This window comes from Ruegeria sp. A5, assembly GCF_056543005.1.
Window position 1 is genome coordinate 68,696 of sequence record NZ_JBQGAV010000005.1, and the last position, 19,878, is coordinate 88,573.

The 19,878-nt window shown below is 57.5% G+C and carries 19 protein-coding genes; 13 read left to right on the forward strand and 6 right to left on the reverse strand.

The window, feature by feature from the left end; all coding sequences use genetic code 11:
- The first annotated feature begins 21 nt into the window (after positions 1-21).
- Positions 22-948, forward strand: a complete 927-nt coding sequence (locus tag ACR0AY_RS12765) for a FecR family protein (RefSeq protein WP_480454232.1) — start codon at positions 22-24, stop codon at positions 946-948.
- A 99-nt stretch (positions 949-1,047) separates the two neighbouring features.
- Entirely contained in the window at positions 1,048-3,231 is a 2,184-nt protein-coding gene (locus tag ACR0AY_RS12770) for a CHASE2 domain-containing protein (protein WP_480454234.1), read from the forward strand.
- 220 nt (positions 3,232-3,451) lie between these two features.
- On the opposite strand, the gene hemC is transcribed toward ACR0AY_RS12770, so the two are convergent.
- A complete protein-coding gene (gene hemC, locus ACR0AY_RS12775) occupies positions 3,452-4,408 on the reverse strand; it encodes a hydroxymethylbilane synthase (RefSeq protein ID WP_170513750.1) in 957 nt (318 codons plus the stop codon).
- A gap of 107 nt (positions 4,409-4,515) precedes the next feature.
- On the opposite strand from hemC, the gene hemE reads away from it, so the two are divergent.
- Entirely contained in the window at positions 4,516-5,550 is a 1,035-nt protein-coding gene (gene hemE / locus ACR0AY_RS12780) for a uroporphyrinogen decarboxylase (RefSeq protein ID WP_170513753.1), read from the forward strand.
- A gap of 58 nt (positions 5,551-5,608) precedes the next feature.
- Here the strand turns inward: hemE and ACR0AY_RS12785 are convergent, their stop codons facing one another.
- Positions 5,609-6,703: a CaiB/BaiF CoA transferase family protein gene (locus ACR0AY_RS12785; RefSeq protein ID WP_170513757.1), complete on the reverse strand. Its 1,095-nt coding sequence runs from the start codon at positions 6,701-6,703 to the stop codon at positions 5,609-5,611.
- Positions 6,704-6,858: 155 nt separating this feature from the next.
- Between ACR0AY_RS12785 and ACR0AY_RS12790 the strand changes: the two genes are divergently transcribed.
- The 7 genes from ACR0AY_RS12790 (at position 6,859) to uvrC (ending at position 14,152) form a co-directional block, all read left to right on the forward strand.
- A complete protein-coding gene (locus ACR0AY_RS12790; RefSeq protein ID WP_170513760.1) occupies positions 6,859-7,374 on the forward strand; it encodes an SRPBCC family protein in 516 nt (171 codons plus the stop codon).
- A 91-nt stretch (positions 7,375-7,465) separates the two neighbouring features.
- Entirely contained in the window at positions 7,466-8,395 is a 930-nt protein-coding gene (locus ACR0AY_RS12795; RefSeq protein WP_170513762.1) for an ABC transporter ATP-binding protein, read from the forward strand.
- On the forward strand, positions 8,392-9,153 hold the full coding sequence (locus ACR0AY_RS12800; RefSeq protein WP_170395601.1) for an ABC transporter permease: 762 nt from the start codon (positions 8,392-8,394) through the stop codon (positions 9,151-9,153). Before ACR0AY_RS12795 ends, ACR0AY_RS12800 begins: the two co-directional genes overlap by 4 nt.
- Positions 9,154-9,257: 104 nt before the next feature.
- Positions 9,258-10,055: a S49 family peptidase gene (locus ACR0AY_RS12805; protein WP_170423599.1), complete on the forward strand. Its 798-nt coding sequence runs from the start codon at positions 9,258-9,260 to the stop codon at positions 10,053-10,055.
- Between the two features lie 168 nt (positions 10,056-10,223).
- A complete protein-coding gene (locus tag ACR0AY_RS12810; RefSeq protein WP_170395605.1) occupies positions 10,224-11,186 on the forward strand; it encodes a calcium/sodium antiporter in 963 nt (320 codons plus the stop codon).
- Between the two features lie 21 nt (positions 11,187-11,207).
- Complete coding sequence (locus tag ACR0AY_RS12815; RefSeq protein ID WP_170513765.1) at positions 11,208-11,987, forward strand: SDR family oxidoreductase; 780 nt, start codon at positions 11,208-11,210, stop codon at positions 11,985-11,987.
- A 290-nt stretch (positions 11,988-12,277) separates the two neighbouring features.
- Positions 12,278-14,152 carry an excinuclease ABC subunit UvrC gene (gene uvrC, locus ACR0AY_RS12820; protein ID WP_170514149.1) on the forward strand — a complete coding sequence of 625 codons (1,875 nt, stop codon included), beginning with the start codon at positions 12,278-12,280 and terminating at the stop codon, positions 14,150-14,152.
- On the opposite strand, the gene ACR0AY_RS12825 is transcribed toward uvrC, so the two are convergent.
- Entirely contained in the window at positions 14,149-15,033 is an 885-nt protein-coding gene (locus ACR0AY_RS12825) for a DMT family transporter (protein WP_170513767.1), read from the reverse strand. The two genes, uvrC and ACR0AY_RS12825, sit on opposite strands and share 4 nt — an antisense overlap.
- Positions 15,034-15,223: 190 nt before the next feature.
- Between ACR0AY_RS12825 and pgsA the strand changes: the two genes are divergently transcribed.
- The 3 genes from pgsA to ACR0AY_RS12840 are packed head-to-tail and all read left to right on the forward strand — an operon-like array spanning position 15,224 to position 16,586.
- Entirely contained in the window at positions 15,224-15,892 is a 669-nt protein-coding gene (gene pgsA / locus ACR0AY_RS12830) for a CDP-diacylglycerol--glycerol-3-phosphate 3-phosphatidyltransferase (protein WP_170395613.1), read from the forward strand.
- Between the two features lie 3 nt (positions 15,893-15,895).
- Positions 15,896-16,141 carry a molybdopterin converting factor subunit 1 gene (gene moaD / locus ACR0AY_RS12835; RefSeq protein ID WP_170395615.1) on the forward strand — a complete coding sequence of 82 codons (246 nt, stop codon included), beginning with the start codon at positions 15,896-15,898 and terminating at the stop codon, positions 16,139-16,141.
- Between the two features lies 1 nt (position 16,142).
- Positions 16,143-16,586, forward strand: coding sequence for a molybdopterin synthase catalytic subunit (locus tag ACR0AY_RS12840; protein ID WP_170408409.1), 444 nt, complete (start codon positions 16,143-16,145; stop codon positions 16,584-16,586).
- 5 nt (positions 16,587-16,591) lie between these two features.
- Here ACR0AY_RS12840 and ACR0AY_RS12845 read toward each other — a convergent pair whose 3' ends face one another.
- The 3 genes from ACR0AY_RS12845 to ubiA all read right to left on the reverse strand — a co-directional run bounded on the left by ACR0AY_RS12845 (position 16,592) and on the right by ubiA (position 19,866).
- A complete protein-coding gene (locus ACR0AY_RS12845) occupies positions 16,592-16,912 on the reverse strand; it encodes a hypothetical protein (RefSeq protein ID WP_170395619.1) in 321 nt (106 codons plus the stop codon).
- Position 16,913: 1 nt separating this feature from the next.
- Positions 16,914-18,836: an OmpA family protein gene (locus ACR0AY_RS12850; RefSeq protein WP_170513770.1), complete on the reverse strand. Its 1,923-nt coding sequence runs from the start codon at positions 18,834-18,836 to the stop codon at positions 16,914-16,916.
- A gap of 67 nt (positions 18,837-18,903) precedes the next feature.
- On the reverse strand, positions 18,904-19,866 hold the full coding sequence (gene ubiA / locus ACR0AY_RS12855) for a 4-hydroxybenzoate octaprenyltransferase (protein ID WP_170423611.1): 963 nt from the start codon (positions 19,864-19,866) through the stop codon (positions 18,904-18,906).
- Positions 19,867-19,878: the final 12 nt, after the last annotated feature.

Sequence of the window (19,878 nt, forward strand, 5' to 3'; positions counted from 1 at the left end):
TTGAAATTGTTTTGTGTTTTCTTGGTTCTAGCGACGCTGCCTGCGTCGGCCATCGCATCAATCGGAAAAGTGCTCAGTGCTAAACCGGGCGCGGATATTATCCGGGCCGGTAAAAAGATACGCTTGCGTGAAGGGATGGATGTTGTTTCAGGCGATACTATTTCGACCGACAGATCAGGCGTGGTTCAATTGGTGTTCGTAGATGAAACCAAGATCGCGGTTGGTCCGAACGCGCGAATGATCCTGGATGTCTCAATGCTGCGAGGCAATCGGAAGGCAAAAAACTTCACCGTGCAGGCGCTGGGCGGCAGTTTCCGTTTCATTTCGGGCAAAAGCAGAAAGCGCGCTTATTCGATCAAAACGCCCGATGCCACCATGGCCGTGCGGGGAACGACATTTGACATGTGGATTACATCCGGCAGCCAAAGCGCGATGCTGGTTATCGAGGGCACCGTTCAGATGTGCGGCCGACGCGGGTCGTGCCGGTCTGCAAGCCGACAGTGCAGTCTCTTTGCGACCGGTTCGGGCGGTCAGGTGGGGCGCCCGATAGATCAGGAGCAGTATGACAAAGCGCTAAAAGGTGGTTTCCCCTTCATACGCTCGCAAACGCAACTGCTGCCACCGTTTCGGGTGAGTGCCGAAGGGTGTTCGGGCAGACAGGCTCAGGCCCCAAAGATTGAATCTGAAAGGCCAGAGCGGCGCGAAGCACGGCGGCAAACGGAACAAGGTCGTTCTGAGGTGTCGGCGGCCCGCGAAAGCGGGCGATCCGAAGCGCCAGACCGGGCCTCAGCCAGCGCCGAAGGGCGTTCCGGGACATCAGCGCGCGCAGGTGTAAGCGCCTCGGGTGAAACGAGAACATCCGTAAACGCATCCAGTGGAGATAGCGGTGGATCGGGTGTCAGGGCAACGGCGACGGCAGGTAACGCTTCAGCGATAGCTGGTTGGTAGCATCAGGTTACATATATTTTCATGTTCCCCTGCGCCTGAAAGGTGAACGTGGTGGGTAAGATAAGAGACAAAATTGGGCATCGATTAGTATTCAGGCTTGTGGGCTTGGCGCTGATCCTGATGGGCTGCTTCATTAGGGTCGCGGATCCGTATCCCGTTCAAATGTCCAGATTGATTTACTTCGATATCCTGCAGCGGATTTCACCACGGGCTTACAACCCGAATCTGCCGGTCCGCGTGGTGGATATTGATGAAAGGTCTCTGGCAGAATGGGGCCAATGGCCTTGGCCTCGTACCCTGTTGGGTCAGATGGTCGAACGATTGGGCGAATACGGTGCCGCTGCGATTGCCTTTGATATGCTGTTTGCCGAGCCCGACCGATACTCTCCGATGCGACTGTTGCAAGACCCGACCTTGTCCGGACTATTGCAGGTGGATCAGGCCGCGATCGATCTGGACAATGACGTCAGATTTGGGGACGAAGTTGCGAAATGGCCAGTGGTTCTGGGTGTGGCAGCCCGGCAAACCGATAGCGGTTCGGCCATTGTACCGAAGGCGGGGTTAGTCGAAATCGGAGAGAACCCCGCAGCTGGCCTTGTCAGCGTTGCCCACTGGACCTCTCTGGCGCCGCCATTGGGGGAAGAAGCGGCCGGGATCGGGGGTGTTAATGTTTCGCCCCAAGGAAGTTTGGGTGTGGTGCGACGGGTCCCTGTGCTTTGGTCCGGGCCCAACGGTGTATTACCTGCGCTTGGGGTTGAAGCCCTGCGGGTGGCCATGGGCGAATCCGTTTATTTTGCCGAAGGATCGCAGGACGAGATCGGCATCATGCTTGAGGTTGGTCTGGGTGATTTTGTGCTGCCGACCACCGAGAATGGCGAGATCTGGGTGCGTTACAGGCGGGACAATCCTGGCCTCTATCTGTCGGCCGATGATGTCATGCGCAGCGGTAGTGATCCAACGCTTCAGTCAGAGATAGAAGGACGGATCATTCTGGTCGGCACCTCTGCGGCGGGCTTGTTCGATATACGCGAAACGGCACTGGGTGAATCTGTTCCCGGTGTTTCGATCCACGCCCAGATTATCGAACAGATCATCCTTGGCGATGTGCTGAGCAGATCGGATGTTACCTCTGCACTTGAGCTGCTGGCGTTCGTGATCCTGGGCGTCGTTGTCACAGTGGTCATGTCCAACTATGGGGCGGTCGCTTCTTTTGCTGCAGGCGGTGTGGCCGCATCGGCCGTGATTGCCATCAGTTGGTTGGCGTTCCAGAACCAGTCGGTTCTGTTTGATGCGACCTTCCCTTTGGCCGGAGGTATGGCCAATTTCGGGCTTCTGGCCGGGTACCTCTTTGTTTCGACCGAGCGGGAGAAGCGGGTGATCCGCCAGACTTTCTCGCATTATGTCGCACCGGAAATCCTCGATGAGATGGAGGCCAACGGGCATCAGCTGCAATTGGGAGGTGAATCTCAGGAGATCACGGTGATGTTTTCGGACATTCGGGGCTTCACGCCATTGTCCGAGTCTGTGTCAGCCACCGATCTGGTGGCCTTGCTGAATGCGCTGTTCTCAGAGATCGGGGATCAGATTCTGGTCGAGCGTGGAACGATCGACAAGTTCATCGGCGATGCGGTTATGGCTTTTTGGAATGCACCGCTGCCCGTGGATGATCACCCGTGCCGCGCTGCTTTGGCCGCGCTGAAGATGCGCGGCGCGTTAGATAAGTTCAACACTTTGCCCATCATGCGCGGGCGTCCTCCCATCGCTCTGGCGACAGGCTGCGCAACCGGAGCCGCCTGCGTCGGCAATATCGGCTCGCGGCGCCGGTTCAATTATACAGTAATCGGAGATGTGGTGAATGTGGCAGCGCGGATCGAACAAAACTGCCGACATGTGGATTATGATATTCTGGTCTCAGACTCTATTCGCCGTGTCACCAATTCTGATCTTGCGCTGCTAGAGGCGGGCTTCGTGGATTTGAAAGGCAAAAGCGAGCCAGAGCCTGTTTATGTACTGGTCGGAGATCGAGAAGTTGCAGGCAGTGCATCGTTTCAAAAGCTGCAGACCGCACACATAGGTATACTAGAGGCGATACGCGCACGGGAATCACAGACCGTAGTCGCTGGGTTGTGCAAGGAATGTGCCAAGCATGCGATGGCGGTTGAGCCAGGTTTGGCGTCATTCTATCGCGCGCTACCGGGGCGCATGGCGGATTTCCGATCAGAGGTGCTTCATGCGCGGCCGGTGTTTAGTCATCATCATGGTCTGCGCGAAGGTGCAGAGTAAGTACTTCGCCATATGCTTTGGAAAAGAGAACGGGGCGCTGTTGAAAATCAACTGCGCCCCGCCGGAAGTATCAATCTCGCCCCCTCGAATACCATCTAAAACAACACGGGCTAAAACTTTCGATATATTCGAGATCGACCTTCTGTCCCCATATTTAACGAATTCGGCAGGGTAGACAGTGAAGAAGTTCACATTACCCTGAAATTGTTTAAATTTTTTCTTAGCGCCAGTCGAAAAACCCTGGTCCGGCCTGTTTCAGCAGAGAGGCGGCCATTGAATGACCCAGTTTTGCGCCGTCTTCGAGCGCTCCGGTGGCCTCTTCGCTGATCGCCTCGGAACCGTCCGGGCGCAGAACTTCTCCGCGCAAAGTAAGTTGGCCATCCTTAACCTGCGCCAAACCGGCGATCGGTGTTTCGCATGAGCCATCCAGCCCGGCCAGCAGGCTGCGTTCAGCCGCAAGGCGTTGGCTTGTTTCGACATGATGAATCGCCGCCAGCATCTCGGCGGTGCGGCTATCGTCGCTGCGCCGTTCAATGCCGATGGTGCCCTGCGCAATGGCAGGTAGCATGTCATCAGGTGATATGGCAGTCGCGGGGACGTCTTTCATATCCAAGCGGCGCAATCCGGCCATGGCCAGAAAGGTACAATCGGCCACGCCATCGGCCAGCTTCTTCAGGCGAGTCTGAACATTGCCGCGAAACTCGACCACTTTCAGATCGGGCCGCCGATTCAGCAACTGCGCCCGGCGGCGCAACGATGAAGTCCCGACAACTGCGCCCTCTGGCAGATCGTGAATCGAACTCAGAGTCGGCGAGATAAACGCATCGCGCACATCTTCGCGCGGCAGGAATGTATCCAGCACCAGCCCGTCAGGCTGTTCGACGGGCATGTCCTTGGTCGAATGTACGGCGATGTCGATCTCACCTTTCAGCATCGCCTCTTCGATTTCCTTGGTGAACAGACCCTTGTTGCCAATCTCTTTCAGCGGCCGGTCCGCGTCGATCATGGCGCGGTTGTCACCGGTGGTCTTGATTACCACGATCTCAAACGCGTCCTCAGGCAGGTCGAAAGCGGCGCCAAGTCTCTGACGGGTTTCATAGGCCTGCGCCAGCGCCAGCGGAGATCCACGGGTGCCGATTTTCAGAGGCGATGCGGGGGTAGGCAATATCAGACTCATGTGCACAGCTTTAGTCGCGTCACATTGCCCTGACAATGGGGGCAGAGCTTGACAAATTGCCACTGAGGGCCGACGCGTTGCACCAAACCGGAACACTGGGGGCACGAATGGCCGAGACAAAGAAATTGCTACGGGCGCTGGCGGGGGAAGTGCAGGATGTGCCGCCGATCTGGATGATGCGACAGGCCGGGAGGTATTTGGCTGAATATCGTGCAACGCGCGCACAGGCCGGAGATTTCTTGTCTCTTTGCTATAACCCCGAGCTTGCCGCCGAAGTCACCCTTCAGCCCATTCGCCGCTACGGCTTTGATGCCGCGATCCTGTTTGCTGATATCCTGCTTGTGCCGCAGGCGCTGGGCGCGGATTTGTGGTTTGTCACCGGCGAAGGTCCTCGCCTTTCGACAATTACACGGCAGTCGGAGTTTGATGCGCTGAAGCCCGTTGACGCAATTCATGAGACGCTTTCTCCGGTGTATGAAACCGTGCGCATCCTTTCTCGCGAGCTTCCTTCTGAGACTACTTTGATTGGCTTTGCTGGCGCGCCCTGGACAGTGGCGACCTACATGATCGCCGGACGGGGCACCCCGGATCAGGGGCCAGCCCATGCGCTGCGCGAAGAAAACACTGCGCTGTTCGAGGCGCTGTTGGATCGGATCACGGCCGCGACAATTGAATACCTGTCTGCCCAAATCGAGGCAGGGGTCGAGGTTGTCAAAATATTCGATAGTTGGGCGGGATCATTGAAGGGCGAAGCGTTTCAGAAATACGCCGTAGAACCCTGTCGCGAGATTACTGCCGCCATAAAAGCCCGCCATCCGGGCATTCCCGTGATAGGTTTCCCACGCGAAGCGGATCAGGGTTACATCGGTTTCGCCAAGGCCACCGGTGTGGATTGTGTCGCGCTGGACAATTCTGTGTCGCCCGAATGGGCTGCTGCGAATGTGCAAGTCGATGGGTGTGTGCAGGGCAATTTGGCTTCATCGCATATGGTGACAGGCGGGCAAGCGCTTGTTGATGAGACGCGGCGGATTGTCGAAGCCTTCTCAAAAGGACCGCATATCTTCAATTTGGGTCATGGTATTACGCCAGATGCGGACCCTGAGAACGTTCAATTGATGATCGATACGGTGCGCGGGCGGTAAGCCTGGCGAGGGGGCCAGCCCCCTCTTGGCCTGCGGCCAATTCGCCCCCGAGGTATTTTTAGCCAGATGAAGCGGGAGGAAGTTCGTTCAAAATCTCATTTGTATGCTCTCCGCGTTTGGGGCTGGGCCGCGGTTGCCAGTTGTAGGTTGAGAATCTAGGAGCGGCTGCGGCTTGACGTGTTTCGTCGTGGTCGACCCATGTTTGGCGAGCCGAATTCATGGGGTGATCTCGTGCTTCTTGTGGACTTAGGACTGGGGCAACGCAGGCGTCCGTGCCTTGAAACAGCGCCGCCCATTCGTCGCGCGGCTTCTCGGCAAAGATTTTGCTCAACCGCTTCGTCAGGTTGGGCCACGTCGCATGGTTATATTGCTGAGCGAATTCCGCGTCATCGCTGAGCCCGAGGATGTCCAGGAAGTGAGCATAGAATTTTGGCTCCAGACATTGAACTGAGATGAAACCGCCATCTGCGCAGGCGTAGGTTCTGCTCCAATGCGGTCCGTCAAGCAGGCTTTGACCCCGGGTGTCGGACAGGTTGCCGGTTTGGCGCAGGCTCATCAGCAAATTCATCATGTGTGCCGAGCCATCGTAGATGGCGGCGTCCACCACCGTGCCTTTGCCTGTACTTCGGGCATTCAAAAGCCCGGCGAGCAGACCTGCAACCAGATACATCGCACCACCGCCGATATCCCCGACTAGTGTTGCGGGCGTCAAAGGCGGTTGGCCGGGCGGCGACGCGTAGGATAAAGCCCCTGAAAGGGCAATATAGTTGAGATCATGGCCCGCTGTCTCAGAAAGTGGGCTATGCTGCCCCCAGCCTGTCATTCGGCCATAGACCAGCTTTGGGTTCAGGTGATGACAGTCTTCCGGCCCCAGCCCCAGCTTTTCCATCACGCCGGGGCGAAAACCCTCGATCAGCGCATCAGCCGTTGCGATCAGCCGTTTTGCAACGCTAAGGTCCTGCGGGTCTTTGAGGTCCAGCGCAATTGATCGTTTGCCGCGATCCAGCAGCGAACGTTCAGGCATACCCGGAGTGACGGCGGACCCTTTGCGATGGATGGTAATGATATCGGCGCCCATATCCGCCAGCAGCATGGCCGCGAAGGGGGCTGGGCCCAGCCCTTCGATTTCGATGATGCGTATGCCGTGCAGCATGTCTTCCTCCTGCGGCGCAGGGTTTCTGTTGGGCGGAACGAATGCAAGCGAAGAATCCCGATCCAGTGCCTTGGTTTGAGCAAACTGGTTGCCTGCATCGATGTTTCAGGGCTAGGTCTTTGTGGTCTGCCGTAGGATTAAAAAGAGGTTGAGAGATGCAGTTAAGCGATACCCGTGAAATTCAGGCGCCGCCTGCCGCCGTTTACGCTGCGTTGCTGGACCCTGAAGTATTAAAAGCCTGCATCAGCGGCGCGCAGGAGATTACCGGTGATCCAACCGAGGGGTATAATGCGACCGTGGTGCAAAAGGTTGGCCCTGTGAAGGCGACTTTCAAAGGCACAGTGACCATGTCCGACATGATTGAGCCCGAACGCCTGACCATCGCAGGTGAGGGCAAGGGGGGCGCTGCAGGCTTTGCCAAGGGAAGCGCTGATGTAACCTTCGCGCCCAGCGAGGCTGGTGGCACCCTTCTGACCTACGAGGTCGAGGCTAAGGTGGGTGGCAAACTGGCTCAGCTGGGCAGCCGCCTGATTGATGGGTTTGCCAAGAAGATGGCCGATCAGTTCTTCGCCAATCTTCAAGAATATTTCGAAGGTCCGCCACCGCAAGAAGACGCTGCCGTAGAAGAGACCAAGTCAGGCTGGCTAGGTCGCCTGACGGGACGAGACTGAACCCTGCGCACACGCGCATGGCACTGTGCGGAATTGGACTGTTCGACGATGGTCCGTCACGATAGGTTGCGGGGTCAGAACGAGGGTACGCATGACGACCATATTGTTGATCCGGGATTTGCGGAAGTCTTATGCCGATGGGTTTGAGGCGCTGAAAGGTGTGTCTCTGGACATTGAAGAAGGTGAGATTCTAGCGCTGTTGGGCCCCAATGGGGCGGGTAAAACAACGCTGATCTCGACTGTGTGCGGTATTACCACGCCGACTTCGGGCTCGGTCACCGTAGGTGGCCATGACATCCAGACCGAGTATCGCGCAGCCCGCAAGATGATTGGGCTGGTGCCGCAGGAAATCGCGCTGGAACCGTTCGAGAAGGTCTGGAATACTGTCCGCTTTTCGCGCGGGCTGTTCGGTCATAGCGGAGACAACGCTAGGATCGAGGAAATCCTGCGCAAGCTGTCCCTATGGGACAAACGCCGTAACGCAATCAAGGAACTATCCGGAGGCATGAAGCGACGTGTGCTGATCGCGAAAGCCTTGGCGCATGAGCCAAGGGTGCTGTTTCTGGATGAACCCACCGCCGGCGTTGATGTCGAGCTACGTAAGGACATGTGGGAGATCGTGGCCGAATTGAAGCAGGCTGGTGTCACCATCATCCTGACCACTCACTACATCGAGGAAGCCGAGGCAATCGCCGACCGTGTGGGTGTCATCGACAAGGGTGAGCTTTTGCTCGTGCAGGACAAAGACACATTGATGGCGCAGATGGGCAAAAAGCAGATTGAGGTCATGTTGACCGAGCCCATTTTATCCGTTCCCGACGTTCTGTCCGATCATCAACTGACGCTCAACGGTGCAGGCGATGCGTTGATCTATACTTACGACACCAATGCCGAGCGCACGGGCATCACCACTCTTCTCAATGATGTTGCACAGGCCGGTTTAGTGCTGCGTGATGTGCAGACGCGGCAATCGAGCCTTGAAGAGATTTTCGTCAACCTCGTGTCCGGAGAACCCGCATGAACTGGTCCGCTATTACTGCCATCTACCGGTTTGAAATGGCCCGGTTCTTTCGCACACTGGCGCAGAGTTTTTTGTCTCCGGTCCTGTCGACCTCGCTTTATTTCGTGGTGTTTGGCACTGCCATCGGCAGTCGCATTCAAGAGATCGAAGGCGTGTCCTATGGGGCCTTCATTGTGCCGGGTCTGATCATGTTGTCCGTAGTGATGCTATCAATCTCGAACGCGTCCTTTGGCATCTACTTCCCCAAATTCTTGGGTACGATTTATGAGTTACTTTCAGCCCCCATCAATTTCATCGAGATTGTGATTGGCTATGTGGGCGCGGCCGCAACTAAGGCACTGTTTGTAGGTCTTGTCATTCTGGCCACTGCGACGTTCTTTGTGGACATTCGCATTGAACACCCGTTTGCCATGGCGGCTTTCCTGATCCTGTCCTGCCTCAGCTTTTCCTTGCTGGGTTTCATCGTGGGTATCTGGGCGGGTAATTTTGAACAGATGTCGCTTGTCCCCCAGCTTGTTGTGACGCCCCTGATTTTTCTGGGTGGGACGTTTTACTCGATCTCGATGCTACCTCCGCTTTGGCAGACGATCACTCTGTTCAACCCTGTGGTTTATCTGATTTCCGGGTTCCGCTGGTCATTCTACGGTATCGCAGATGTCCCGATATTTTGGAGCCTTCTGGCCATACTGGCCTTCACCGGAATATGCCTCGCGATCATTGGCTGGATCTTCAAAACCGGTTGGCGCATCCGCAGCTAGGGCGTTGCATTTTTGCCCATCAGGTGTGTGAAATTGGTTCACGTCGCGTTTATGGCGCTTCGGGTCTCTTGTTTACGGCTCCGGCGCGCTCTACATCGGCTTCCATGAAACTCAGCCTGCCCTTCATGAAAAAGCCGCCACTTGTGGCCGTTGTTCGCCTGTCCGGTGCCATTGGAATGGCCGGGCGAGGGTCGATGAACGCGACCGCTCTGGCACCGGTGTTGGAGAAAGCCTTTCGCAAGGGCAAGCCCGCTGCGGTCGCGCTGGAGATCAATTCGCCGGGCGGCTCCCCCGTTCAAAGCTCATTGATCGGTGCGCGTATCCAGCGACTGGCGGAAGAGCTTAAGATCCCTGTTTACGCTTTCGTCGAAGACGTGGCGGCTTCGGGTGGATATTGGTTGGCGGTTTCAGCGGATGAGATTTGGGCCGATGACAGTTCGGTTCTGGGGTCGATCGGCGTGATATCGTCGGGATTTGGCGCGCATGTTTTTCTGGCACGTCAGGGCTTTGAACGGCGCGTACATACTGCGGGTCAGTCGAAATCAATGCTCGACCCGTTTGCTCCGGAAAAGAAAGAAGACATTGCACGGCTCAAAGTGCTGCTGGGCGATATCCACGAGAATTTCATAACCCATGTGAAATCTCGCCGGGACGGCAAGCTGGACAGCAGCGCTGATCTGTTCAACGGCGAGGTCTGGCTGGCCCGTCGCGCGCAACAGCTGGGCCTGATCGATGGTATTGCCCATCTGAAGCCCAAGATGCAGGAGAAGTTTGGCGACAAAGTCAGGTTCCGCCGCTATGGCCTGCGCAAACCGATCTGGTCGCGCTTCGGCGCGACGCTGGCGCAGGATGCCATTGCCGGTATTGAGGAGCGCGCTGCCTACGCGCGTTTCGGGTTGTAGAGTGATCATCAAAGCAGTCACCTTGTTCCTGATCGCCATGGGCGTTCTGGCGATGTTCGGCAAGCTACGCTTTCCTGGACAGAAACGATTGAGTTCTGCGAAATGTCCGCGTTGTGGGCGGTTCAGGATCGGCAAAGGCCCGTGTCCTTGCGAAGAAGGAGGCCGTGGATGACGGCATGGCTGTTCTCCGGCCTCGGGCTGCTGATCCTGTTGTTGGCAGGTGACGCGCTGGTGCGAGGGGCCGTGAACCTCAGCCTGCGGTTGGGGGTTCCCGCCCTGATCGTCAGCCTGACAATAGTTGCATTCGGAACTTCGGCCCCTGAGCTGCTGATTGCAATCAGCGCCATCAAGGAAAACGCGCCGGGCATTGCGTTGGGTAACGTGGTGGGCTCGAATACAGCGAATATCTTGCTGGTTCTGGGATTGCCCGCGCTTCTGGCGACCTTGCACACAAGCGAGTGCGACAGCCGCAAGAACTACATCTTCATGCTTCTGGCGTCGGTGTTATTTATCGGGTTGGCTTTTTGCGGGGTCTTTAATCTGCTCAGCGGGGCAATTTTGCTGGCTGCGTTGGCTCTGATCCTCGGCAACGCGTTTCGCGAAGCACATGCGCACCGTAAAGCCTGTGGTGAAGCTTGTGCCGATGAGGACGAGCTTGAGGGTCTTGAGGAAGCAGATCCTGACATGCCCTATTGGAAGGTGGCGATCTACCTGATCCTCGGCTTGATCGGCCTGCCAATGGGTGCGCATCTGCTGGTCGAAAATGCGACCGTCATTGCCCGGAACTATGGTGTGAGCGAAACAGTGATCGGCCTTACGCTGATCGCGGTGGGTACGTCCCTGCCGGAACTGTCGACAACCGTCATGGCTGCCCTGAGGCGACAAGCGGATGTGGCACTGGGTAACGTCATCGGATCGAACATGTTCAATCTGCTGGCCATTGTCGGCATTACGACCTTGTTTGGGCGTATTCCCGTCGATCCTGAATTCCTGCGTTTCGATCTGTGGGTGATGCTCGGCGCGTCGCTCTTGTTGGTTCCTTTTGTATTCTTCAAGAAAGATATCACACGCGTCTGGGGCCTGATCTTGACAGCGCTCTATGTGATCTATGTTGCAAGCCTGTTAGCCTGACCTGACGAGGAGAATGAGCCCATGACCCGAGCATTGGTGACCGGTGCCGGTAAACGCCTTGGTCGTGCCATGGCGCTGTATTTGGCGCAGCGCGGCATGGATGTCGCTGTGCACTATTCCAGTTCGGCTCAGGCCGCGCGTGAAACGGTTGATGAGGTTCAGGCGCTGGGCCGAAGGTCAGTTGCGCTGCAGGCCGATCTGCTTGATGAGGGGCAAGTCAGCTCATTGCTGCCGCGTGCAGCTGAGGCGCTGGGTGGTCCGATCACCTGTCTGGTCAACAATGCATCGATATTTGAGTATGACAATATCCACACAGCTACCCGCCAAAGCTGGGATCGGCATCTCGACAGCAACCTGCGCGCACCATTCGTACTGACCCAAGCCATGGCCGAGCAGGGGTTGCAGCCGGAGCTTGATGATCAGGGAGAGCCTCTGGCGATTGGGCTGATCGTGAACATGGTGGATATGCGGGTGCGTAAACTGACGCCTGAGTTCATGTCATACACGATTGCCAAGATGGGGTTGTGGGCCTTGACCCGGACTGCAGCGCAGGCTCTGACACCCGCAATCCGTGTGAACGCGATCGGCCCCGGTCCAACGCTGCAGGGTCATCGCCAAAGTGATGCTCATTTTAGCGCTCAGCGGCAGAACACGATTCTGGAGCGCGGCGCGAACCCGTCGGATATCACTGCTGCGCTGGGATACTTTCTGGATGCGCATGCTGTTACGGGGCAGCTTCTTTGCGTCGATGGTGGGCAACATTTGGGTTGGCAAACACCCGATGTTCTTGGTGTAGAATAAGTAAATCTGCTGCAAGTTTTGCACCGCTCTCATCTCTGTTACTCGAGCGTTACAAAAATGTCTTAATTTTCATACACTTGTCGCAGATCAAGAAAATTATCCTTTAAAAACAACGCCATAATTTCCTGCCTATTTTTTGTGCAGATCAACGAAAAGGCAAGGATTCAAGGGAAAATCGTGATGCCCCAAAAGTTATCTGCACAGTTATCCACAGAAGTCGTGGATTTGTTTTCTCTTGATCTGAAGCGCACAAGATTGCAGCCATGGTCAGAGAATCATATCTCAGACTCATGACCGCCAGCACCGATCCCGAATCGTCGACCCAAGCCACCGGCTATGCCTGCATTCAGCGTTATGCGAAAACGCTGGACAGCTCGCCGGGTGTGTATCGGATGTTGGATGGGGACAGCCGAGTTCTTTACGTAGGTAAAGCGCGAAACCTGAAGGCGAGGGTATCGAACTACACCCGCCCGGGACATTCGGGTCGGATCGAGAAAATGATCGCCGCAACTGCCTCGATGATGTTTCTGACCACTCGGACCGAGACCGAGGCGCTGCTGCTGGAACAGAACCTGATCAAGCAGCTCAAGCCCAAATACAACGTATTGTTGCGGGATGACAAAAGCTTCCCGAATATTCTGGTCGCCAAGGATCATGCCTTTCCGCAGATCGAAAAGCACCGAGGGGCGAAGAAAGAAAAGGGGGCTTATTTTGGCCCCTTCGCCAGTGCAGGCGCGGTGAACAGGACGCTGAACCAGCTGCAAAAGGCGTTCCTGCTGCGGAACTGTTCGGATTCCATGTTCGATAGCCGGACCCGGCCGTGCCTGCTCTATCAGATCAAGCGATGTTCTGGGCCGTGCGTCGGACTGATCTCGGAAGCCGATTATCGTGAAAGCGTTAAGGATGCCGAAAGGTTCCTGTCAGGCCGATCTACCAAAGTGCAGGAAGATCTCGCCGCGCAGATGATGGCTGCCTCCGAGGCGATGGAGTTCGAACGGGCCGCCGGTTTGCGCGACCGTATCCGGGCGCTGACGCAGGTGCAGACGTCTCAGGGCATCAATCCGCGCGGCGTGGCCGAGGCTGACGTCATTGGCCTCTATATGGACAGCGGTCAAGCCTGCGTTCAGGTGTTTTTCATCCGGGCCAACCAGAACTGGGGTAACCGCGATTTCTATCCGCGCGTCGGCCCGGATGTGTCACAGGCTGAGGCGATGGAAGCGTTCCTGGGCCAGTTCTATGACAACAAGGAACCACCCCGGCAGTTGATCCTGTCTGATGCAATCGAGAATGCCGATCTGATGCAGGAGGCATTGTCGGAAAAAGCTGGACGCAAGGTGGAAATCCTGGTGCCCCAGCGCGGTGAAAAGCAGGAACTGATCGCCGGTGCCTTGCGCAACGCACGTGAATCGCTGGCCCGGCGGATGTCGGAAAGTGCCACGCAGGCCAAATTGCTACGCGGTGTGGCCGAGGCCTTTGATCTGGACGCGCCACCGAACCGGATCGAAGTTTATGACAACTCTCACATTCAAGGCACCAATGCCGTGGGTGGCATGATCGTCGCGGGCCCAGAGGGGTTCATGAAAAACGCCTATCGCAAGTTCAACATCCGCGGCGATGATCTAACCCCCGGCGATGACTTCGGCATGATGAAAGAGGTCCTGACCCGCCGTTTTACGCGCCTACAAAAGGAAGATCCGGATCGGGACAAAGGGCATTGGCCCGATCTGCTGCTGATCGACGGTGGTGCAGGGCAGGTGAGCGTCGTGAATGAGATCATGGCCCAGCACGGGGTCGAGGATATCCCGATGGTCGGTGTCGCTAAGGGTGTCGATCGCGATCACGGCAAGGAAGAATTCCACCGCATCGGGCAGCGCCCTTTTGCGCTGAAACGCAACGATCCCGTATTGTACTTTATCCAGCGCTTGCGGGATGAGGCGCATCGCTTTGCCATCGGCACCCATCGCGCGAAACGCGCCAAGGCGGTTGGTGCAACGCCACTGGACGAAATCCCCGGCGTCGGGGCCGCGCGCAAACGCGCCCTGCTGACTCATTTCGGCAGCGCCAAAGCGGTGAGCCGAGCCAATTTGGCGGATCTTAAAGCCGTCGAGGGGATTTCAGCCGGGTTGGCGCAGAAGGTCTATGACTTCTTCCATGACAAGGGCTAGGCCTTTCGCCCCCGCCAAAGGATATAGAGGCCTGACGCCACGATGAGGGCGCAGCCAATCCACATGGCCTGATCCAATCGCTCGCCAAACATCACCACGCCCAAGCCGATACCGAACAACAGCCGCGAATAGCGAAACGGCGTCACAGATGAGACCTCGCCGGTGCGCATCGCCTTCATCAGCGCGGCATAGGCCATGACCCCCATCACGATCGCCCCGCCCATGTGCAGGCTGACATTAGGCGTCAGGGTTTGCAGCGGTGTTCCTTCCCATAATCGATAAGCCAAACCCGCGACAATGATGCAAAGGAAGCCATAGAACCCCAGAACCTCAGTGCCCAGTGTTGCGGGCGCGGCGCGGCTGGCCAGATCGCGCCCCGCAAAGCCGAGCATCCCCAGCACGGCAAGGATTGACAGGGCCGAGAAGCTGTCTCCGGTCGGTTGGATGATGATCACAACGCCAACAAGACCGATCAAAATGGCGCTCCATCGCCGCCAGCCGACGGATTCACCAAAGAACAACGCGGCCCCTGCGACGACAACCAGTGGTGTGGCCTGAAGGATCACCGTAGCCGAGGACAGTGGCGTTAGCGCGATCGCCAATACATAGAAAAGCCGTCCAAGGATCTCGAAGACCACACGTACTTTCATCGGGCGCGACAACACGTCGGGCTGGAACAGACGCGTGCTACGTACTGTGGCAACCGCTGCGTAGATTACAGCACCGCCCGCACCGAAGAGAACAAGCACTTGCCAGATCGGGATCGACGCCGAAGCCGCCTTAAGCAGCGCATCCTCCAGCGCGAACAGTGCCATTGCGGCGACCATCCAGGCGCTGCCGATCAGATTTGACCGGGGATCGGTTTGAATATGCGGTGTCATGTCAGCTCTGGGGTGTTGTCTGGTTGGCCAGCCGACAATCTGACGCCAAAGCAATCAAGTGCCAAGATGAAACCTGTAATGTGACCACCGCTGCGACGCTTTGACTTTTAAGACAGCAAACGCTTGTGCTGGGTCAGTTTTTTAAGACCCTGTCTTTTCTGTCTTGAACCGGCGATGTAGGGTCCAAGCCATGAAATGGAACCTGCCGAATATTCTGACTGTACTGCGCCTTGTGGCGGCCCCCGGTCTCGCCGTGATGTTTCTGTATTTCACCCGACCCTATGCGGATTGGTTTGCTTTGATTCTGTTCCTGTCAGCGGCGATCACCGATTGGTTCGACGGGTATCTGGCGCGCGCCTGGAAACAGGAAACGAAGATTGGCGCCATGCTGGATCCCATTGCCGACAAGGCAATGGTGGTAATCGCGCTGATGATATTGGTGGGCTATTCGACTGAACACTGGACACCATGGCTGGTCCTGCCCGCGACAGTGATCCTGTTTCGCGAAGTCTTTGTCTCAGGCTTGCGAGAGTATCTGGGCGATGTGGCCGGAACCCTGAAGGTCACCAAGCTGGCCAAGTGGAAAACGACGGCACAGATGGTAGCGATCGCGATCCTGTTCTCGCAGGGGATATTCGAGCACCATTTTGTGATGGCCACGTTTGGCATGGATGCGACAACCATTGATCAGGTTCTGGCAGGGCAGGTCGAGGACCTGAACAACATCCGCTGGCATCTTGAGGCCATGTTCTGGTCAGGTCGTATCGGGCTATGGCTGCTCTGGATTGCCGCGACGCTGACATTGATCACGGGCTATGACTACCTACGTAAAGCCATGCCCCACCTGAAGGAGAGCTAACCGATGAACGTGCTGTATTTCGCTTGGGTGCGCGAACGCATCGGCCTGCCGAAAGAGAAGATTGAAACTGAGGCCGCAACAGTCAGCGATTTGGTCGCGGAACTGAGCGCGCGTGAGGATCGCTATGCTGCTGCCTTTGCCGATCTGTCGGCCTTGCGCGTGGCGCTGGACCAAGAGCTTTCGGATTTTGACGCCCCACTGACCGGCGTGCGCGAGGTTGCGTTCTTTCCGCCCATGACGGGTGGCTAGAATGCGGATCGTCGTGCAGGAGGCCCCGTTCGATCTGGGGGCCGAAGCCAACGCTTTTGCCGCCGGGGACGATGCCAACGGGGCCATCGTGACCTTCACAGGCGTTGTGCGCGATCTGGCTTCGGGCGATCTGGATGTGATGGAGATCGAGCACTATCCCGGCATGACCGAACGCGCCCTAACCAAGATCGCGGAAGAGGCGCAAGCCCGTTGGTCACTGGGCAACGTTCTGGTGATCCACCGCCACGGAAGGCTTGCTCCGGGTGACCGTATCATGATGGTCGCCACCGCCGCACCGCACCGCAAAGATGCGTTTGAGGCGGCGGAATATCTGATGGATTACCTTAAGTCTCGCGCGCCATTCTGGAAGAAGGAAATCACCACTTCCGGAGCAGAATGGGTGGCTGCCAAGGACGAGGATGAAGACGCGCTGACCCGCTGGTAGGGTGCCTAGTCTGCGTTGTTGATCCGCCCGCGCATCTCTTCGGCTTCCTGCCGCGCCGCGCGCAGCCCTTCCATTGCGGCATTCAACTCGGCTTCGGTTTGCGTCAGCTGGTTGGTCAGCTCTGCCTCGCGCTGCTGAAGATATGTGATTGCCTGATCGCGTGTTTCTTCGGCCTCGTGCAGTTCCTGACTCATGCGGTCAAGATCGGCCACGTCGCTTTGGCGAACACGGGACAGCCGATGGGCCAGCCAGTTGGCGAACCAACCCATGCAGAAAGCTGCGAACAGGATGATGGCTGTGGCGATGATGAATTCTGTTCTGTTCAACTTACTGGTCCTCTGAGCCTGCATCCGGTGCGTCGGTTTCAGGTGTCTCGATTTCGGCCTCAGATTCGGCCTCGGCTTCCATCGCCTCAAGCCCGGTCAGGGTGTTGGCCACGGGTTCAGGACGGATCAGGCGAAACTCGATGCGGCGGTTCTCTTCGCGGCCTTCTTCGGTTTCGTTATCGGCGATGGGCTGCGTCTCGCCATACCCGACCGCAGAAAAGCTTGAGGTCGGCACGCGCCGTCCGCGCAATTCGTTCAGGATCGACTGCGCGCGCGACTGGCTGAGCTGCTGGTTCATCTCTTCACGGCCCTGACTGTCGGTATGGCCCTGAATCTCCAACCGGATGGGGCCACATTCACGCAGGATGTCCGCGATCTGGTTCAGGGCATCGCGCGAGTCTGCTGCGACGGTGGCTGATCCCGGTTCGAAAGCAATCTTGCTGGTGGCCTGAACCTCGGCCAGCTGCTCTTCGCAGACCTCAGGGTCGGGCGGCGCGTCGGCGGGTGCGGGCGGCTCCTGATAGGTGATTGACAGGGTGTAATCCTGCGCCTCGCCCAGCTTGTCCGACAGCATGCCGGCGATCCGGGCCTTGGCGTCGGGATCATGGCTGATGCCCGACAGCGCTACATTGTCCGGCGTAACGGTCAGGGCGCCATTGTGCAGTTGCGACAGTGCCTCCAGCCCCGCCAAGACGCGTATGGGCCAATCCGCGGGCAGGTCCGGTGCAATCCGGGTGGCTGTGTGCACCTGCAATGATCCAAAGGCGGCACGTGCAAAGCTGTCGGTCATTTCACGCAGCGTTTCGTCACTCAGACGGCCACGCAGTTGAACCAAACCCTCAGGGCTACGTGTTGCGACGAATTCAATAGGCCCAGTCGGGTCATCCGGTTCGGGTTCGGGAAGAACTGCATGCAAGGCGAAAACCTCGGGCAGCGTATTTTCGAGCTCTCCCACGATGCGGTCGAACTCCAAAGGGTTAGTCCCTTGTGTGGCAACTAGAGTGATATCTGCATCCGACAGAGTAACCGAACCCTGACCAAGTTCGGATAGCGCACGAATGCTGAGCTGCGCTGCATTCGCCCAACGCGGAGACGGTACGCCTAGCCCAATGGTGCAGGAATAGGGGCCGGTTAATCCGGCCTCTTGTGCTGCAGCGACGATGATGTCGCGCGCAACTTCATCCTGGGCCGAGCACGCATCAAACTGCCCGCCATCCTCATCTATCAGATAGCGCAGCGTGAATGGTGTGATTACCGGGCGAGGTGCCGAAATCGAAAGGCCGATTCGCAGACCTGGTGGCGCGGCGCGGCTTAGGTCTTGTTCCAGCTGGTCTTTCTCTTGCTGGCTATCGGCAATCGCCGTGATACGCACCAACCCTGGGCTGGCAGATATCTTGGCCCGTGGCAAATCCGAGAGCGCTTCGATCGCATAGTCGATTGCCTGATCCCATCCGTCTGGCTTGGGATAGTCGGCACTTTCCATCAGGTCCGAGACTGACGCGTCCCGATCAAGGCGTTGCAGCCTGTCTACCAGATCGTCGCGATCCAGAGCCGCAGGTACTAGCCCGATAATCGAAATTCCGCTGTCATTGCGCAGGATCTCGGTAGAAAAGCGGGGCGGTGTCAGATCGGCGGTGGGAGCAACCTCCATCTCGTCAATGACGCGCGAGGTGTCGACCTCGGTGCCCGCAGCGATCAGGGCGTTGAATCGGGTCGCCTCAGTCGGGGCCGTGCCGGTCAGAACGACACGCAGGCCGTCGGATTCGACTTCGGCCCAATCATGCCCCTGCAAGTTCAAGGCCTTTCGCACGGCCAGTTCCGAGGCGTCTTCGATCTTGCTGACCGCAAATCCAGCGACCACCAGCGATAGAACGGCGGACACCGCGAAAATCAACGCAACAGCTAGGGCGTAAGGCAGACGCATGGGCGAAATCGAGACTCCTCGGGCGGTTGGTTCCGGGACTCATACAGAGCGCAGCACAGAGGTGCAATCAGAGGAAAAGGGCGACGCAGAGGAAGATCAGCGGAATCAAGCCGGTGTCACGATTGGCCCGGAAAAGCTGCAGCAATTTGGCGTTGTCCTCCGTGTCCAGCCCCCGCAATTGCCAGGCCAGATGCCACCCCATCGCCCAGGGCCCGCCAAGGGCGACCGCCAAAGCAAGAACCGATGTCCCGGGCAAAGCCGCGTCGATAATTGCAAAGGCCATTAGACTGACGGTTCCAATCAGAAAATACTTGAGCCAACGGGCGGTATCGGTGCCAAACAGCCGTGCGGTTGACTTGATGCCGATCAGCTCGTCATCCTCGGCATCCTGATGGGCGTAGATCGTGTCGTAGAACAAAGTCCAGGCGATTCCTGACAGATAAAGCATGATCGCAGGCCAGCCCACGGTGCCGGTATGTGCAGCCCAGGCCAGCAATGCGCCCCAGTTGAAGGCCAGCCCCAGAAAAATCTGCGGCCACCACGTAAAACGTTTTGCATAGGGATAGATGGTAACAGGCAGCAAAGACAGAACCCCCATCGCAATCGCGGCCCGGTTGAAGGTCAGAAGGATGGCCAGGGCCAACAGACATTGCAGCACCATCCAGAATGCAGCCTGACGGACACTCACTTGGCCTGAGGGAATCGGGCGCGACCTTGTACGCTCGACCTTCCCGTCAAACTCTCGATCGGTGATGTCATTCCACGTACAGCCCGCGCCACGCATCAAAAACGCACCAATGGCACAACCAACTGCGATCCAAAGATCCTCCCATCGTGGTGCGCCGTCGCTCAGGATGGCCAAGGCCAGACCCCACCAGCAGGGAATCAGCAGCAGCCATGTGCCGATGGGTCGGTCTGCACGGCTGAGCCGCAGGTAAGGGCGGGCAAAGGCGGGGGCGTGGGTGTCGACCCAATTGCCGGTTACGGCATCGGCGACCTGACCGTCTGGTGTTGGGGCATTGCCTTGCATATGTAGGGTCTC

What these genes read in the sequence shown, in the direction of transcription:
- ACR0AY_RS12840 (WP_170408409.1), top strand. Translation starts at nt 16,143, where the DNA reads ATGCGGATCGTCGTGCAGGAGGCCCCGTTCGATCTGGGGGCCGAAGCC.
- ACR0AY_RS12815 (WP_170513765.1), top strand. Translation starts at nt 11,208, where the DNA reads ATGACCCGAGCATTGGTGACCGGTGCCGGTAAACGCCTTGGTCGTGCC.
- ACR0AY_RS12850 (WP_170513770.1), bottom strand. Translation starts at nt 18,836, where the DNA reads ATGCGTCTGCCTTACGCCCTAGCTGTTGCGTTGATTTTCGCGGTGTCC.
- moaD (WP_170395615.1), top strand. Translation starts at nt 15,896, where the DNA reads ATGAACGTGCTGTATTTCGCTTGGGTGCGCGAACGCATCGGCCTGCCG.
- ubiA (WP_170423611.1), bottom strand. Translation starts at nt 19,866, where the DNA reads ATGCAAGGCAATGCCCCAACACCAGACGGTCAGGTCGCCGATGCCGTA.
- pgsA (WP_170395613.1), top strand. Translation starts at nt 15,224, where the DNA reads ATGAAATGGAACCTGCCGAATATTCTGACTGTACTGCGCCTTGTGGCG.
- ACR0AY_RS12805 (WP_170423599.1), top strand. Translation starts at nt 9,258, where the DNA reads ATGAAACTCAGCCTGCCCTTCATGAAAAAGCCGCCACTTGTGGCCGTT.
- ACR0AY_RS12790 (WP_170513760.1), top strand. Translation starts at nt 6,859, where the DNA reads ATGCAGTTAAGCGATACCCGTGAAATTCAGGCGCCGCCTGCCGCCGTT.
- ACR0AY_RS12795 (WP_170513762.1), top strand. Translation starts at nt 7,466, where the DNA reads ATGACGACCATATTGTTGATCCGGGATTTGCGGAAGTCTTATGCCGAT.
- ACR0AY_RS12785 (WP_170513757.1), bottom strand. Translation starts at nt 6,703, where the DNA reads ATGCTGCACGGCATACGCATCATCGAAATCGAAGGGCTGGGCCCAGCC.
- ACR0AY_RS12800 (WP_170395601.1), top strand. Translation starts at nt 8,392, where the DNA reads ATGAACTGGTCCGCTATTACTGCCATCTACCGGTTTGAAATGGCCCGG.
- hemC (WP_170513750.1), bottom strand. Translation starts at nt 4,408, where the DNA reads ATGAGTCTGATATTGCCTACCCCCGCATCGCCTCTGAAAATCGGCACC.
- hemE (WP_170513753.1), top strand. Translation starts at nt 4,516, where the DNA reads ATGGCCGAGACAAAGAAATTGCTACGGGCGCTGGCGGGGGAAGTGCAG.
- ACR0AY_RS12810 (WP_170395605.1), top strand. Translation starts at nt 10,224, where the DNA reads ATGACGGCATGGCTGTTCTCCGGCCTCGGGCTGCTGATCCTGTTGTTG.
- ACR0AY_RS12825 (WP_170513767.1), bottom strand. Translation starts at nt 15,033, where the DNA reads ATGACACCGCATATTCAAACCGATCCCCGGTCAAATCTGATCGGCAGC.
- uvrC (WP_170514149.1), top strand. Translation starts at nt 12,278, where the DNA reads ATGACCGCCAGCACCGATCCCGAATCGTCGACCCAAGCCACCGGCTAT.